The 15,312-nt window shown below is 66.5% G+C and carries 10 protein-coding genes; 3 read left to right on the forward strand and 7 right to left on the reverse strand.

Annotation, left to right across the window (positions count from 1 at the left end; translation table 11 throughout):
• Positions 1-2 precede the first annotated feature (2 nt).
• From U5A58_RS18805 to wecB, 4 genes are all read right to left on the reverse strand, one after another.
• Complete coding sequence (locus U5A58_RS18805) at positions 3-2,549, reverse strand: bacteriophage N4 adsorption protein A (protein WP_321962583.1); 2,547 nt, start codon at positions 2,547-2,549, stop codon at positions 3-5.
• A complete protein-coding gene (locus U5A58_RS18810; RefSeq protein WP_321962584.1) occupies positions 2,546-4,726 on the reverse strand; it encodes a glycosyl transferase family protein in 2,181 nt (726 codons plus the stop codon). The genes U5A58_RS18805 and U5A58_RS18810 overlap by 4 nt, the downstream gene beginning before the upstream one ends.
• Positions 4,723-7,026 carry a cellulose synthase gene (locus U5A58_RS18815; protein WP_321962585.1) on the reverse strand — a complete coding sequence of 768 codons (2,304 nt, stop codon included), beginning with the start codon at positions 7,024-7,026 and terminating at the stop codon, positions 4,723-4,725. The genes U5A58_RS18810 and U5A58_RS18815 overlap by 4 nt, the downstream gene beginning before the upstream one ends.
• Before the next feature lie 126 nt (positions 7,027-7,152).
• The gene (gene wecB, locus U5A58_RS18820) at positions 7,153-8,382 is read right to left on the reverse strand and encodes a non-hydrolyzing UDP-N-acetylglucosamine 2-epimerase (protein WP_321962708.1); all 1,230 of its coding nucleotides are present in this window, start codon (positions 8,380-8,382) and stop codon (positions 7,153-7,155) included.
• A gap of 518 nt (positions 8,383-8,900) precedes the next feature.
• Here wecB and U5A58_RS18825 point away from each other — a divergent pair.
• The 3 genes from U5A58_RS18825 (at position 8,901) to U5A58_RS18835 (ending at position 11,795) form a co-directional block, all read left to right on the forward strand.
• Positions 8,901-9,893 (forward strand): ferritin-like domain-containing protein, encoded by a 993-nt coding sequence (locus U5A58_RS18825; RefSeq protein ID WP_321962586.1) that lies wholly within the window; start codon positions 8,901-8,903, stop codon positions 9,891-9,893.
• Positions 9,894-10,083: 190 nt separating this feature from the next.
• Positions 10,084-10,833, forward strand: coding sequence for an electron transfer flavoprotein subunit beta/FixA family protein (locus tag U5A58_RS18830; RefSeq protein ID WP_321962587.1), 750 nt, complete (start codon positions 10,084-10,086; stop codon positions 10,831-10,833).
• A gap of 14 nt (positions 10,834-10,847) precedes the next feature.
• The gene (locus U5A58_RS18835; protein WP_321962588.1) at positions 10,848-11,795 is read left to right on the forward strand and encodes an electron transfer flavoprotein subunit alpha/FixB family protein; all 948 of its coding nucleotides are present in this window, start codon (positions 10,848-10,850) and stop codon (positions 11,793-11,795) included.
• A 100-nt stretch (positions 11,796-11,895) separates the two neighbouring features.
• Here the strand turns inward: U5A58_RS18835 and U5A58_RS18840 are convergent, their stop codons facing one another.
• The 3 genes from U5A58_RS18840 to U5A58_RS18850 are packed head-to-tail and all read right to left on the reverse strand — an operon-like array spanning position 11,896 to position 15,299.
• Positions 11,896-12,699 (reverse strand): CoA ester lyase, encoded by an 804-nt coding sequence (locus U5A58_RS18840; protein ID WP_321962589.1) that lies wholly within the window; start codon positions 12,697-12,699, stop codon positions 11,896-11,898.
• Positions 12,696-14,075 (reverse strand): MmgE/PrpD family protein, encoded by a 1,380-nt coding sequence (locus U5A58_RS18845; protein ID WP_321962590.1) that lies wholly within the window; start codon positions 14,073-14,075, stop codon positions 12,696-12,698. The genes U5A58_RS18840 and U5A58_RS18845 overlap by 4 nt, the downstream gene beginning before the upstream one ends.
• 45 nt (positions 14,076-14,120) lie before the next feature.
• Positions 14,121-15,299 (reverse strand): CaiB/BaiF CoA-transferase family protein, encoded by a 1,179-nt coding sequence (locus U5A58_RS18850; protein ID WP_321962591.1) that lies wholly within the window; start codon positions 15,297-15,299, stop codon positions 14,121-14,123.
• Positions 15,300-15,312 lie beyond the last annotated feature (13 nt).

Here is a 15,312-nt window from a genome sequence, read left to right on the forward strand (position 1 = left end):
CCTCAATAAGAAAGCACGGCGCCGAAGAACACGCCGCCCGCCCGGTCGTCGCCCGATAGACGCCAACGGTATTGCACTGTCACGTCGACATACGAGCGCGGCATATCGTAGAAGCTGTCGCGGAACCAGTAGCGTGTGGAAACGCCCACCCCCATCCCCACCGGCACGCTGTGGTTGATGCTCGAATCGTAATCCACGCCGGCCACCGCGTATGGAAAGACCGTGAGCTTCGGGCTGATGGTATCGAGCCGCCAAGTGCGGCCCGCCTCGATATAGCCAGTGCCATAGTTCCAGCCGTTGCTCACGTAATGGCCCACTTCGCCGTAGTCTTGCACCGTCCACCACGACGGCACGTCGAGCCGCCGCTCGGTGCCGATGCCACCCGAGTAAGCCAGGCGCAGCAGCCAGTCGGAAGGCGCGCGCGAGCCAATGGGAATGAGCCGCTCGAACGCGATAACCGCGTTGATCGATTCGAACGGCTTCGCACGCGCACCGATCGCCCCGAGCGCCGTGGAGATGCCGCTAGGCGCGTCGCCCTTCGCGCCGACGTCCTGATACACGCGCGCGTAGACCTCGAAGTTGCGGTCGCCGAGCGCGCCGAACGGACGCCAGTATCCTTCGAGGCCCATCTGCCAGTTGTTGTACGAGCCTGGCACTTCACCCGTCGACACGCCGGGCTGCAGGCCCGAGCCGCGATAGTTGACCGCGGCGATGGCGCCCCAGTCGCGCGTGACGTCCGCGTGCGCGTTGCGCAGGTCCTGCAGCTGCACCAACGTGGCGGGCGCAACACCGGGCGGCGGCGAGGTGCCGTAGTCGATCGCGCGTTTGAAATAGCTTGAGGCCAGCGCGTCGAAATTCGCGCGATACGCGCTGTAGCCAGCATCGCCGGCAGCCTGCGGCGGCAACTGCCCGGCTTCGTCGGCGCGCGCGAAATACGTGGCGGCGCGGCGGTCCTCTCCTGCGCGTTGCGCCAGGTACGCCGCGGAAAGCGGCGGCAGCGCGTCGAGCAGGCCCGCGTCGGCCATCGCACGTGCTTCGCGCTTTGCACCCTCCGTGTCGCCTGCGGCGGTGAGCGCATCGATCAGTTCGAGCCGATGCTGCGGATTGCGCGGGTCTGCGGCGACGGCCCGGCGCTGCGCTGCGAGCGCGGCCGCCTGATCGCCGCTTTGCGCTGCGACGATCGCGGCGCGCCGGTCAGCGAAGCCGGGATCGGCTGCGTACACATCGCAGGCGCTGCCGTACTGGTCGATCGTGCAATCGAGCACCGGGCGCGCCGCCGTGGCAACACGCTCGCCGGGCGTGGATGGACCGGCAGTCTGTGCGAGCGCCGCGCGCGCGTAGTAGCGGCGCATGGCGATCAGCGCGTCGGTGTCGTCGCCAACGGGCGGCAGCGTGGCGAGCAGATCGAGCGCGCGCTGAGGCTGGCCTTCGGCCGTCCACACATCGGCGATGATCGCGTGCGCCACCCGCTCGTCACGCACCGACGCGCCTTCGCTCAGCAGCGCCTGCGCGAAATCCTCATCGGCCTGTGCCGCCCTGCCCTGTGCCGCACGCGCATAGCCGCGCAACACGTACGGCATGAGAGTCGGCGTGGCGCCCGATGCAATCGCATCGCCCGCCGCGGTCTCGAGGCCGGCCATGTCGTTCTGTTCGAGCAGCATCTGGCAGAGCAACAGCCAGTTGCCAAGCTGCATTGGCGCGTAGCCGATCGCCTCGCGCATGAGCGCGATCGCCTGCGCGTTGTCGCCGCGCCTGCGCGCGGCCTGCGCCGCTTGCACCGCCGTGGGCGCGAGTCGCGCGCCGATCTGCGTGCGGCGCTCGCGCAACGCCTGGCTGTCGCCGAAACGCCGCTGCACTTCCTGCGCCGCCTGCCAGGCTTCGCGGTCGTGGCCGCCCGCCGAGGCGGCGTCGATGGCGAGCAGGTGCAGACGTAATATGTCCGGCCGCAACGCGATCACGGCGTTCGCCTCGCGCCAGGCGGCGTCGTATTGCTTCGCGCCGTATGATTTGTAGGCATCCTGAGCAAGCTGCCATGCCCGGCCGGTCAGATAGTCGGGCGGACCGGAGCCCGGCGGCGGCGCCGGGCGCGCCGGGCGAGCGCCACCTGTTGCTGCGCCTGGCCGCGCCAGTGCCGCCACCTGCACATCGACCTCGCGGCGCCGTGCCGTGAGCGTCGCGTCGGGACCGATCTGCGCGATCGCGTCGGACAGCGTGCGGCCCGCCTCGCGCCACTGTCCGCGCGCCGCCTGCGAATTGGCAAGCAACAAACGCAGCGAAGCGAGATCGGGCCGTTGACGGATCGCCTCGCGCGCGTAGCGCTCGGCCCCCGCGTAGTCGTGGCGTGCGAAGGCTTCGTAGCCTTGCTGGGCGACGCGATAAGCCGCGCCGCTCAGCGGCAAAGGCTGCGTGCCTTGCGGCAGCGCCTGGGCATGGGCGCGGCCCGCGCCTGCGAGCGCACCCCACAACGCGACGAGCAGCAACGCTCGCGGCACGTTCGTATTACCGCGCGAAAATCGCCTTGCCGCGACATGCTTCGGAGTCCGTCTCATGGCGTAGCGGCGCCTTCGGTGCGCAAACGTTGCTGCTCCGCGATCGCCGCAGCCAGCGCATCCCGAGTGATCACGCCCTGCTCGACCATGAAATCGCCGATGCGCCCGTGCTCGGCCGGCCGGTAGCGTTGCAGCGCGCCTTCGAACGCGGCGCGCTTTACCGCACCGCGTTCGATCAGCAGATCGCCTAGCAGCGGAACGCCCGGCGCGGCGGCGCCGCGTGCCTCGGCGCTCGCCTTCGCTTCATGCGCTTCGCGCACCTGCACCGGCGGCACGCCGCGCAACAGGCGCAAGCCGTCCGCCACCTCGCCCTCGCGCACGATGCGCTGCACGATCGGCAACGCGCATTGGGCCTGCAGTTCCGCGAGCGACGCTTGCACGAGCGGACTCGCGCTTAGCAGCACCTCGTGCCCCTTGCCGTCGTCGCCTTGCGGCAGCACGCGGTAGCGCACCGCGAGTTCGAGCGGCACATCGCCCGCGTAGCGCGTGAGCCGCTCGTGATCGAGCCGGCCGCGCGGCAGGTCTGCCTGGAACGCGATGGCCTCTGCGAGCGTTTCTTCATCGAGCCAGCCGTGCGCCATCAGCACGCGCCCGAGCGGCGCTTCATGCGCGTGCTCTTCCGCTAGCGCCTGCTCCAGTTCCTTCGGCCCGATCGCCTGCCAGGAAAGCAACAGCTCGCCAAGACGCTGCTTGCGATCCGTAAAGCCGTCCGACGAGGGGAAGTCGTGCATGGTCTTGTCCCACACGAGCCGCTTGCCGGTGACGAGATACGCGAGATACATCTTCCACGCGCGCGAGACCGCCATGAAGTTCACGAAGTTGCCGATCACCATGCGCGGCACCGAAAGCACGCCATGCTCCCAGCCGTACAGCCGCGAAACGAAGTACACGCGCTGGATCACGCGCAGCAGCAATGCGACACCGTTGGCCCACAGCACGATGGTCAGAAAGCGCGAATTCGCGAACGGCGACGCGATGAGATCAGGCCGGATGCCAAGGAACTCGGCGTACGCAAAGAGCAGGAACTGCGCGAGCAGCACATAAGCAATGATGCCGACGAACGCCGTGACGATGCCCTTGCGGTCCCGCGCAAGCAGATAGCGGTTGGCGAGCGTGCCGACCCAGCCTGTTTGCTCCCAGCCCTGCAGGCCGATGCCGAGCGTCCAGCGCGCGCGTTGACGGTAAGCGGTCCGAAACGTATCGGGAAAGAACTCGCGCACGCACAGCGGCATGGTCAGCGTGACGTCGCGCTCGGGCCCGAAGCCGAACCACGACTTGCGCCGCGTGGCGAACTCCACGGGAAAGCGCGCAAAGATCGAATGCATGCCCATGCGGCCCAGGCGCTCGCCCACGTCGTAGTCTTCGGTCAGCGTTTCTGTATTGAAGGGCTGATTCTGCGTCTGCTCCGCGAGCCCGGCCAGCGCGCGGCGCGAAAAGCACGTGCCCACACCCGCCGACGGCACCGTGCCGGCCAGGCTCTCGCGCACCACGAGATCCTTTGCATGCCACTCGGCGAACTCATCCATATACGTGCCCGCAACGAGTTCGTACCATTCGCGCTCGAGCGAAGCCACTGGCAACTGGATCATGTCCTTGCGCGGCAACAGATAGTTGAAGAAGCGCAACTCGAGCGGATGCAGCACGTCTTCGCTGTCGTGCAGGATCACGCCCGCGAATTCGATGCCGGTTTCCTTCTCCATGCGAAAGATCGCCTGCACGATCCAGTTCAGGCAATCGGCCTTGCAGGTGGGACCGTCGTGCGGCACCTCCACGCGGTGCAGCTGCTTGTAGCGCCGCCGCATGCGCTCGACTTCAGCAATGGTCGCCGCATCGTTCTGGTAGGTGCCGGCGAACACGACATAGTTCTTGTAGTCGAGCACACGCACGAGGTCGGTCACCATCGAGGCGATCACATCCTCCTCGCGCCAGGCGGGCACCATGATCGCCAGCGGCTGCTGCTCGCGCGTGTAGAGCTGCTCGGCGCGCAACGGCTCATAGCGGCGCTCGATCGTGAAATGGCGGATAACCCGGCGAACCCAGTACCAAGCGTCGATGAAAAGATCGTCGATGCTCGATAGCAGGATCACCACCGCCACCACCGCCGCGAGATACTCCATGCCCTCGTAATAGCGGCCGGCGTAGTAGTTGAGCCACCAGTCGATGGCGTGCGTGCTCACGATCCGCTCTGCGTGTTGTCCGGGTTTTCGACGCTTTCCTGCGCCGCGCGCGCCGCGGCGGCCGCCGCCGTCCTCGCCCGCGCCCGCTTGCGCGCGAAGCCCGCGGCGAGCAGCAGCAACACCAGCACCGCGGTGGCGATGCTCGGCACGCCCCACCCCGCCCAGTGCCGCGTGAGCCAACCGCGTTGATCGTCGTTCGGCGGCACGCCGCCTGGATACTGCGTGTCGAAGGTCTTGAGCACGCCGCTCGCGTCGACGATGGCCACGTCGCCCTGCTGCAACTGCATGCCCGGCGGCAGAACGGGGGCATTGCCCACGCTTCGGTACACGACGCCGGGCGTCGTGCCGGCGCGCACCACCTGAATCAGCCCGAGATTCGCGAGACCCGACATGTCGGCGAGCATCGAGCCGCCGCGCGCCTTGAGCGTGAGGCGGCCATCTGCGAAGCTCGCATGTGCCGCTTCGCTGTCGAGCGCGACATCGGCGGCGAGAAAGGCGTCTTTTGGTTGCGCGCTCTGACCGTTCGGCACCACCTGAAGCGTCGCGCGCGTGGGCGCGACGCCCGCCGCGTTCGCAAGCCGTGCCACGCGCGGCAGCGTCGTTACCGGGTCGGCCAGATAGGCGTCGGGCACGAGCACGTCCGCCGTGCGCGAGAAGCGCGCCACCATGCCCGTGAAGTTTTCGCCGAGCGGCCCCTGGCCGACGACCAGATGGCTACCCGGCAGCACGGCCGCGGGATAGCCCTGCTCGCGCGGGCGGCAGCCGCCCGCCGGCTGGCGCTGGAACAACACGCGCAGCGTATTCGTGGTGCCGAGCGCATAGACGGGAATGTCCGCGCTCACACGTTGCGCATGACCGTCGGTGTCGAGCAGATGCGAGCCGATCAGCACGCCGTTGAAGAAAATCGACGCCGTCTGGCCATTGCGGTCCGCTGCAGGCGCGGCAGCCAGGTCGAGGACGACGCGGCGCGGAATGCGTCCATCGCCCGAGACGGCTGCAAGATCGAAGTTGGCGTCCCATGCCGCGCTCGTTAGCACATCTACCGTTCTCGGCGTGCCCCCGATCAGCGACAGTGCGATCCGGTCGCTCGTGCCTCCTGCGCTCAGGTTCGGCGACGCAGCCAGCTCGTGCACGACGAGCCTGCGCGACACGTCGATCCCGCTCCACGTGCGCGAAAGCGCGCTCACGCCGGTGTCGTCGCCGACCACCACGGTGGGCAGGCCGCCCAGATGCGCGAGGCGCAGCTCGCCCTTCTCTAATGGCGTGGCAAGCGCACCGCCGGAATGCGTGCGCCATGCATCGAAGGCGCTCGCGGCATCGGCGGAAACGGCCAGCACTTCGCCGCGCAACGCGTCGAGCGCTGCACCCGCCTGCGCGCGCAGTGCGTCGTCGGCGACCACGACGTTGGGCGCGAAAGCGCCCGCCGGCGCAAGCGCGATGAGCGCGCCCAGTTCGGCGGGATTCGCGATCTTGTGCGAGCCGCCCGCTGCGAGCGCGGCGAAAGCGGGCACCGCCTGCAGCGCAGCCGGTACTTGCACGGTGCCGAGATTCACGGTGTCGCCCACCGCAGGCATGCGCGTCGTGACGGGTGTCGCACCGCCGCGCATCAACAGCGCTTCGAGCCGCCACGCGACGTCATAAGCCGCGGCGTCGAGCTTGCCGCCGCTCACGAGCACCACCGGTTTCGCAGGCAGCGCGCTCCACGCGGTGCGCACGTCGTTCACGGCCGAGGTGTCGAACTGATACGTGAGGCGCGTGGTGGGCGCGACCTTCCAGACATTGCCGATGGCCGTCTGGTCCGTGCAAACGTTGTCATTGAGAACCGACGACCATTGCAGCCCCACGCGCACGAAACCCGAGGGGCGCGGTGCGCCATCCACGCCGATGCTGAGCGACCCGTCGCCCTGCGCGTCGGTGACGTTGCGCACCTGTACGGGCGAGCCGTCGAGCGAGAGCAGGAAGGTCGTGCGTCCGCCGTTGCCGCGCAGATAATTCGCGTCGAGCTGCAGCGTTGCGTTGCTGATCGGCAAGCCCGCGGGCACCGGCAGATAGAGTTCCTGAATCGCGTCGGGCGCGCGCAGCACGACCGGATCGCGCACGCCGAGATCGGCCAGCGACACAGTTCGCGATTCCACGCGCCCGGCCCCCAATTGCGCGAACGCGCCGGCCAGGTCGCCAGGCGCTGCGTACGCGCAGTGCCCCAGCGCGGCGAGAAGCGCTGCGCCCACATACGCGCAATGCCGCGCACCCACGCCCTTGCGCCCCGCTGCACTCACCTGCCGGATCGAATGGAATCTCACGTGTCATGCCTCATTTTGTGGGCGCGGCGGCGCACCCGCCGCGTGGCGGTCCTTGCCATCCCGCCTATGGAATGCACTGATTGCCTGGTACTGCGATACAACTGCCAAGTGGGAGTCGAATCGGCGTCAGGACGCCGCGTCGGCCTCATCCGTCTCGCCGGGCTCCGGCCGCATGGCGACCACCGGATGCCGGTAGCCAGGCAACTCGCGGCTCGGAAATGGCTCGAAGGGCCGGCCGGTGAGCGATGCGACGATGCGCTCCGAAGCGTGCCCGTCGCCGTAGGGATTGACGCGCCTCGCATAGGCGCGCCGCTCGTCTTCGTTCTCGACGAGTTCGAGCACCGCGCGCACGATCGCCACACGGTCGGTGCCGATGAGTTTCACCGTGCCCGCAGCGAGCGCTTCGGGGCGCTCGGTCACGTCGCGCATCACGAGCACGGGCTTGCCGAGCGCGGGCGCCTCTTCCTGTACGCCGCCCGAATCGGTCAGCACGATCGCCGCGCGCTGCATGAGGCGCACGAACTCGGGATAATCGAGCGGGTCGGTAAGGTGAACGTTGGGTGCGTTGCCGAGCGTGGCGAGCACGGGGCCGCGCACGTTGGGATTCAGATGCACGGGATAGACGATCTGCATCTTGCCGGAATGCGCGAGCGTGGCGAGCGCCGCGCAGATATGCTCAAAGCCCTCGCCGAAGCTCTCGCGCCGATGGCCGGTCACGAGAAGCAACGGGCGGCCGCTGTCCATGGGTTCGAGAAATGGAAATTGCGCATCGAGGCGCTCGCGCAGCGCCGCGTCGTTGTCGAGCCGCTCGCACATGAGATGCAGCGCATCGATCACGGTATTGCCCGTCACGACCACGCGACCACCCAACGCCTCCGCTTCGAGATTCGCGCGCGAGCTTGCCGTGGGCGCGAAGAGCAGATCGCTCACCACGTCCACCACACGCCGGTTCATTTCCTCGGGCCAAGGCTCGAACAGATTGCCGGTGCGCAGCCCGGCCTCCACGTGCCCAACCGGTATGCGCCGATGAAAGGCGGCAATGGCGCCGGCCATGCTCGTCAAAGTGTCGCCGTGCACGAGCACGCGCTCGGGTTGCTCGGCGGCGAGTACATCGTCGAGCCCGCCGAACAGGCGCCCGGCGAGACCGTTGAGCGTCTGGTTCGCGGTCATCGCGCCAAGGTTGTGGTCGGGCACGATGCCGAAGAGATCGAGCACCTGCTGCAGCATGGTCTGATGCTGCCCCGTCACGCAGACGATGGACTTCACGCCTGGCTCAGCCTCAAGACGTTTGACGAGCGGCGCCATCTTGATGGCTTCGGGCCGCGTACCGAATATCGACAGGATGCGCACAGGCAGGTTTCCGGTTAGCTGGAGTGTCCAGGCGCCGCGGCGTTGCCCGACGCCCCCCTTTTACCGACTGTCTTCATGCCATTGCGCCGGCCATCTGCTTGCTGCCGCCTCATTCAAGGCGGCTAAGGGGCCGGTCAGCCGTACTCTACATGCTTAATTAGACCATTGCGTTCGGGCGTGCCGCGACGCAAAGCTCAGTTCATCCGGTCGCGCCGCGATTGTTCAATGATTCGATATGACCCGAACGATTATTGCTTCGGGCGAGACGTATTCGATATTCAAGCCGCATTCGTCCATGCGCGGGCATGAACGATAGCTAACGACTCAACGAGACGGCACGCTCGTCGCTTTTTGCGCGGGTTCGAAGTAAGCTCGTGCGACGATAGCGATCTCTTCTGCATCAACGCGTGCACGCACGGCGACACCCGCCAAAGGCTCCTGCCAGGCCCCGGCCGCGGCGGCACGCGGCCGTGAAAATTCGCCCGCAAACCGCGTGTCCTGGCCACCAGCAAAAGAACAGCGAGATGGACGACCTGATACTCGACGCCTTCGATGCGTCGCAACTCATTCCCGGTTTCCATGCGCCGGCGTTGCCCGTCGAGCGCCCGGATCGCGAGACGCTCGACGCCGCCGAGCACAACACGCGCCACTGGACGAGCCGTGTAAGTGGTGCGCTTACGCGCGGCACCGACGTTCACCGTGACGAAATGTGCCGCATGTTCCGCGAGACCTTCAATCCTTACCGGCCCTCGGTGCTCGATTGGCCGAAACTCGAACCCGCCGCGCTCAAGCGCATCACCGATCTGCCCATCTGGGACATCGCGGTGCAAACGGAAGGCCGCGCGCGCCTGCGCATGGCCGCCTACGCCGCCTCGCTCGACGACGCGGTGATGCGCGACGCGCTCGCGCTCAACGCGTGGGAGGAGAACCGCCACAAGGAAGTGCTTTCGCGCATGGTGGCGGCGTATGGCATCAAGCTGGCGAGCGAGCCGCCCTACGTCTACCCTAAGGACGCCGAATGGGCTTATCTCGTGACGGGCTATAGCGAATGCGTGGACAGTTTCTTCGCGTTCGGCCTCTTCGAAGTCGCGCATCGCTCGGGCCTCTTTCCGCCCGAGCTCATCGACACGTTCGAGCCCGTCATGCAGGAAGAATGCCGCCATATCCTGCTGTTCGCGAACTGGGTTGCCTGGCACCGCGCCCGGCTCGCCTGGTGGCAACGCATTCGCTTCGAGCTGAAAGTGGCTGGCGTATGGGCCTTTCTGGTGTGGGAACGCATCGGCCTCGCGCGCGCCATGGATGCCGACGGCAACGAGCACAAGCACGACAACAACTTCACCATGAACGGCGCACAGCAGGTGACCGACGTGGATATCAGCGTGCCGGATCTCATGCGCCTTTGCCTCGCCGAAAACGAGCGGCGCTTTTCGGGCTACGACACGCGTTTGCTGCGGCCTGAAACCATGCCGCGGCTCGTGCGCTTCGCACTGCGCTTCGTGCGCGACAAAAAGAGCTGACACTCCCCTCACCCCAGTACGCGCGCCGCCTCGTTCGAAAGGACGATTGCGGCGCGCGCTGTTTGCTCCGCTTCAGCGCACTCGAAGCACGCCTTCCACAAAGCTGAATTCCACGCCGCCCACGCGTCTGTCACAGTGACGAAGGTGTTCGTCAACGACGAAAGCATTGTCCCTATCGAGGAGAAAGAGCTTGAAAATTCTGGTGCCCGTCAAGCGCGTGGTCGATTACAACGTGAAGGTTCGTGTGAAGTCGGACGGCACGGGCGTGGATATCGCCAACGTGAAGTTCTCGATGAACCCGTTCGACGAAATTGCGGTTGAAGAAGCGGTACGTCTGAAGGAAGCGGGCGTGGCGACCGAGGTCATTGCCGTCTCGTGCGGTGTTTCGCAGGCGCAGGAAACGCTGCGCACGGCGCTGGCCATCGGCGCAGATCGCGCGATCCTCATCGAGTCGAACGAAGACCTGCAGCCGCTGGCCGTCGCCAAGCTGCTGAAGGCGCTGGTCGACAAGGAACAGCCGCAACTGGTCATCCTCGGCAAGCAGGCTATCGACGACGATTCGAACCAGACCGGCCAGATGCTCGCCGCACTGGCGAACCTCCCGCAAGCGACGTTTGCATCGAAGGTGGTCGTCGCCGACGGCAAGGCGACCGTGTCGCGCGAAGTGGATGGTGGCGCGGAAACGCTGTCTTTGAAGCTGCCCGCAGTGGTCACCACCGACCTGCGCCTGAACGAGCCGCGCTACGTCACGCTGCCGAACATCATGAAGGCGAAGAAGAAGCCTTTGGAAACGGTCAAGCCGGAAGACCTGGGCGTCGATGTCACGCCGCGTCTGAAGACGCTGAAGGTTGCCGAGCCGCTCAAGCGTAGCGCAGGCGTGAAAGTGTCGGACGTTGCGGCGCTCATCGCGAAGCTGAAGAACGAAGCCAAGGTGCTGTAAAGGAGTTGAGAGAAATGATGAATCTGGTTATTGCCGAACACGACAATCAGTGCATCAAGGCCGCGACGCTGAACACTGTCGCAGCAGCACAGAAAATTGGCGGTGATGTGCACGTGCTGGTCGCGGGCCACAACGCGCAGGCCGCAGCCGACGCAGCCGCGAAGATCGCAGGCGTTGCGAAGGTGCTGCTCGCCGACGCGCCGCAACTCGAACAGGGTCTCGCCGAGAACGCCGAAGCGACGGTCCTTGCCCTTGTGCAAAATGCGGCGAAGCACTACTCGCATATCCTTGCGCCGGCAACGGCAGCGGGCAAGAACGTCACACCGCGTATCGCCGCGAAGCTCGACGTCGCACAGATCAGCGACATCACCGCCGTGCATAGCGCCGAAACGTTCGAGCGCCCGATCTACGCAGGCAATGCGATCGCGACGGTTCAATCTAAGGATGCGATCAAGGTCATCACGGTTCGTACGACGGCGTTCGACGCAGTGGCAGCCGCAGGCGGCAACGCAGCGGTAGAAAAAATCGAAGCCGCGGCGGACAGCGGCCTTTCGCAGTTCGTGAGTCGTGAAGTCACGAAGCTCGACCGCCCGGAACTCACGAGCGCGAAGATCATCGTCTCCGGCGGCCGGGGTCTTGGCAGCGGCGAGAACTACACGAAGGTGCTGGAGCCGCTCGCCGACAAGCTCAACGCAGCGCTCGGCGCTTCGCGCGCGGCAGTTGACGCAGGCTACGTGCCGAACGATTATCAGGTGGGCCAGACCGGCAAGATCGTCGCGCCGCAACTGTACGTGGCGGTGGGCATCTCCGGTGCAATCCAGCATCTCGCGGGCATGAAGGACTCGAAAGTCATCGTCGCGATCAACAAGGACGAAGAAGCCCCGATCTTCAGCGTGGCCGACTATGGCCTTGTGGGCGACCTGTTTACGGCCGTGCCCGAACTGGCTGGCGCAATCGGCTAAAACCAGCCGCAAGCTCGCTAGCAAAAACCAAGGCGCCTTTGCGAAAACAAAGGCGCCTTCTTTATCGACGCTACCGCAGCAAGCTCAGCTGCTTTCGTGATCAAACACCCAGAATCCGGCGTGCCTTGAGGATCACCGGCATGTCCACCATCTTGCCGTCGAGCGCCACGGCCGCCCCGCCGCTCGCCTGCACTGCGTCGAGCACGCGCTGCGCCCATGCGCGCTCCGCCTCGCTCCACGCGTACGCGCGATGCACGGGCTCGATCTGCTTCGGATGAATGCAAAGCTTGCCGCCGTAGCCGAATCGCCGAGCGCGCCGCGCCTCGCGCTCCAGCGCCTCTGCGTCGTCGAATACGGTCGACACGCCGTCGACGGGCGCTGCAATGCCCGCAAGCCGCGAGGCCAGCACGATCTGCGAACGGAACGTGTCGAGTTCTTCGCCGTCTCCGTCGATACCCATGTCCACCTGAAAGTCGAGCGTGCCGAACGCCACGCGCAGCACGCCTTGCGCGCCACACAGCGCGTTCAGGCCCACGATGCCGCGCGCGGTTTCCACGATCGGCAGCACATGCAGCGCGCCGTGCGCGCCCGAACGTACCGCTGCGATCTGCTCCGCGCTTTCCGCTTTCGGCAGCATGATGCCCGCCACGCCCGCGTGTGCGCCAAGCGCAGCGGCATCGTCGGCGAACCAGGGCGTGTCGGTGCCGTTCACGCGCACCCACACGGGGCGCGCAGCGTCCAGCGCCGCGAGCACGGCGTCGCGCGCCGCACCCTTTTCCGCGGCCGGAACCGCATCCTCCAGATCGACGATCACGGCATCGGCGCCTGCGCTGCGCGCCTTTTCGAAACGCTCGGGCCGGTTGCCCGGCACGAACAGATAGGAGCGGGAAAGCGCCGCGCTCATGCGCTCGCCCCTGCGCCGAACAGCGAGCTTACGCGCTGCGCCTCGGCTATCCCCCACGCGGCGTCGAGCAGGCGCTGTGCGTCGCTATCGCTCGCTGCGCCCGAAAATGCGGCGAGGCGCACGAACTTCGCTGCGATCTCGTCTCGCGAGAGCGTATTGCCCGGGTCGCCCTTCGGCTCATCCACGCGCCCTTGCAACGTGCGGCCATCGCGCGTCGTGACGCTCACCTTGCCGATCCAGCGAGCGGGATATGCGCGGTCCACTTCCTCGTCGAGCGCCATCGTCACACGCTCACGGAACGCGGCGATATCGCCCGCCGAATAGTCGCGCTCGAACTCGTTCACGCCCGCGTAGCCGCGATAAGCAACGAGGCCCAGCACGGTCCCCATGTTGAACTTCGCCTGGTGAACGGTGCTCGGCACGACCACGCTGCCGAGCACGTCGATCGCCCCCTGATGCACACGCGCCGTCACGCTCGCAATATCGTCGGGATTCAGACGGTGCGCTTCGATCACAGACAGCAACGCGTCGGCGGCCGGATGCGTGTGGCGGCACGCCGCGTGATACTTGAACGACGTTTCAACCGTCGCCCAACGCTCGCCGAGGCGATCGACCAGCTTTGCGGGGTCGGCGTCGCTCGACATGCCCGCCGCCATGCCCTGCGCGCCTTCGAAAATACGCTGCGCGCCGCGAAAGCCATCGGCCGCGAGTTGTGCGGCCATCAGGCCGTTTGCCGCCGCCATGGCTGTGTGCAGTTGCTTCGAATCGGCCGCGTCGCGCAGGAATTCCCACAAGCCACTCGCCTGGGTACCCGCCGAACCGAACGCGTCGAGCATCTGCTCGGGCGTGAGCTTGAGCAGCCGGCCCGCCGCGGCAGCCGCCGCAATCGTGCCCACCGTGCCGGTCGTGTGAAATATCTTGTAGTGCGAACGACCCATGAATTCGCCTACCCGTATACCCACTTCATAGCCGGCCACCGAGGCTGCGATGAACTCCTGCCCTGAAGCGCCCAGCGCCTGCGCGAGCGCGAGTGTCACCGGGAACACGACGGTAGCCGGATGCAGCACCGAGCCGTTGTGCACGTCGTCCTGCTCGACGAAATGCGAAGCGGCGCCGTTGGTCATGGCGGCGAAATACGCCGTGGTGCGAGTGCCGTCGACGATGACGTCGCACGGATCTTGTGCTTCGGGCGCACCGCGCGCGGCGCGCGCGAAACGCGCAATCGTCTCGACCGGACGCGCACCCTTGCCGCCCAGCGCGGAGCCGAGCCAGTCCACATAGAGATTGACGGTGCGCTCGACCACGTGAGGCGGAATCGAATCGAAACGCAGTTGCGAGGCGAAGGCCGCGAGCGCGCGGCTGGGATGATCTGTCATGGCAGCGTAGTTCAGTAATGTCGGTTTGCGACGCGCGAGGCGCGCTCAGATTGCTCCGGCTTCGCGCAGCGCACCGATACGCGCCGCGTCAAAGCCAAGCTCACGCAAAATAGATTCGGTATGCTGACCGAGTGCGGGAACGGCATCCATGCGCGCATCGAACGCGCAAGGCGCGCCCGGCGGCAACAGCGCCGGCACCGTTCCCGCCGGTGTCTGCACCTCGCGCCAGCGCTCGCGCGCCTGCAACTGCGGATGCGCCCACACATCGGCCATCGTGTTCATCTGCGCGTTGGCGATGCCGGCGCGGTCGAGCCGTTCGATGACCTGCGCCGCACTGAGCTTCGAAAACGCCTCGACGATCAACTCACGCAATTCGTCGCGGCGCGCGGAGCGCTGTGAATTCGCGGCAAAGCGTTCATCGGCGGCTAGCTCCGGCTGCGACAGCACGTGTTCGCAAAAGAGCTTCCATTCGCGGTCGTTCTGCAGGCCGAGCATCACCGACTTGCCGTCGCCCGCCGGAAACGGGCCATACGGGTAGATCGTCGCGTGCGAGGCACCTGCGAGCGGCGGCGGCGATTGACCGTCGATCGCGTAATAGAGCGGATAGCCCATCCACTCCACCATGCTCTCCAGCATCGAAACGTCGATGCGGCACCCACGTCCGGTGCGCCCACGCATCAGCAGCGCGCTCAAAATGTTCGAATACGCATACATGCCCGCGGCGATGTCGGCAATCGAGCAACCCGCTTTCGCCGGTTCGCCGGGCGACCCCGTGATCGAGAGAAAGCCCGATTCGCTCTGGATCAGCAGGTCGTACGCCTTGCGCTCGCGGTAGGGGCCGTCGTCGCCGTAACCGGAGATATCGCACACGATCAGCTTCGGGTAGCGCTCGCTGAGCGCCTCGTAGCTGAGCCCGAGCCGCGCCGCTGCGCCCGGTGCGAGATTCTGCACGAGCACGTCGGCGTCGGCGAGCAACGCGTCGAGAATGGGCGCGGCCTCCTTGTGCTTCACGTCGAGCGAGAGGCTTTCCTTCGAGCGGTTCGTCCACACGAAGTGCGAAGCGAGTCCGTGCACGCGTTCGTCGTAGCCGCGCGCGAAGTCGCCCACGCCAGGCCGCTCGATCTTGATCACGCGCGCGCCGAGATCGGCAAGCTGGCGCGTGCAGAACGGCGCGGCAATCGCATGTTCGAGCGTGACGACCTTGATACCGTCGAGTGGTCTCATGGCGCGCGCCTCA

Source organism: Paraburkholderia sp. J7 (assembly GCF_905220155.1).
In the GTDB taxonomy this organism is placed as follows: Bacteria; Pseudomonadota; Gammaproteobacteria; order Burkholderiales; family Burkholderiaceae; genus Paraburkholderia.

Bases quoted from the DNA above. Each gene is read 5' to 3' on its own strand.
- U5A58_RS18845 (WP_321962590.1), bottom strand. From the start codon at position 14,075: ATGACAGATCATCCCAGCCGCGCGCTCGCGGCCTTCGCCTCGCAACTG.
- U5A58_RS18825 (WP_321962586.1), top strand. From the start codon at position 8,901: ATGGACGACCTGATACTCGACGCCTTCGATGCGTCGCAACTCATTCCC.
- U5A58_RS18805 (WP_321962583.1), bottom strand. From the start codon at position 2,549: ATGAGACGGACTCCGAAGCATGTCGCGGCAAGGCGATTTTCGCGCGGT.
- U5A58_RS18835 (WP_321962588.1), top strand. From the start codon at position 10,848: ATGATGAATCTGGTTATTGCCGAACACGACAATCAGTGCATCAAGGCC.
- U5A58_RS18850 (WP_321962591.1), bottom strand. From the start codon at position 15,299: ATGAGACCACTCGACGGTATCAAGGTCGTCACGCTCGAACATGCGATT.
- U5A58_RS18840 (WP_321962589.1), bottom strand. From the start codon at position 12,699: ATGAGCGCGGCGCTTTCCCGCTCCTATCTGTTCGTGCCGGGCAACCGG.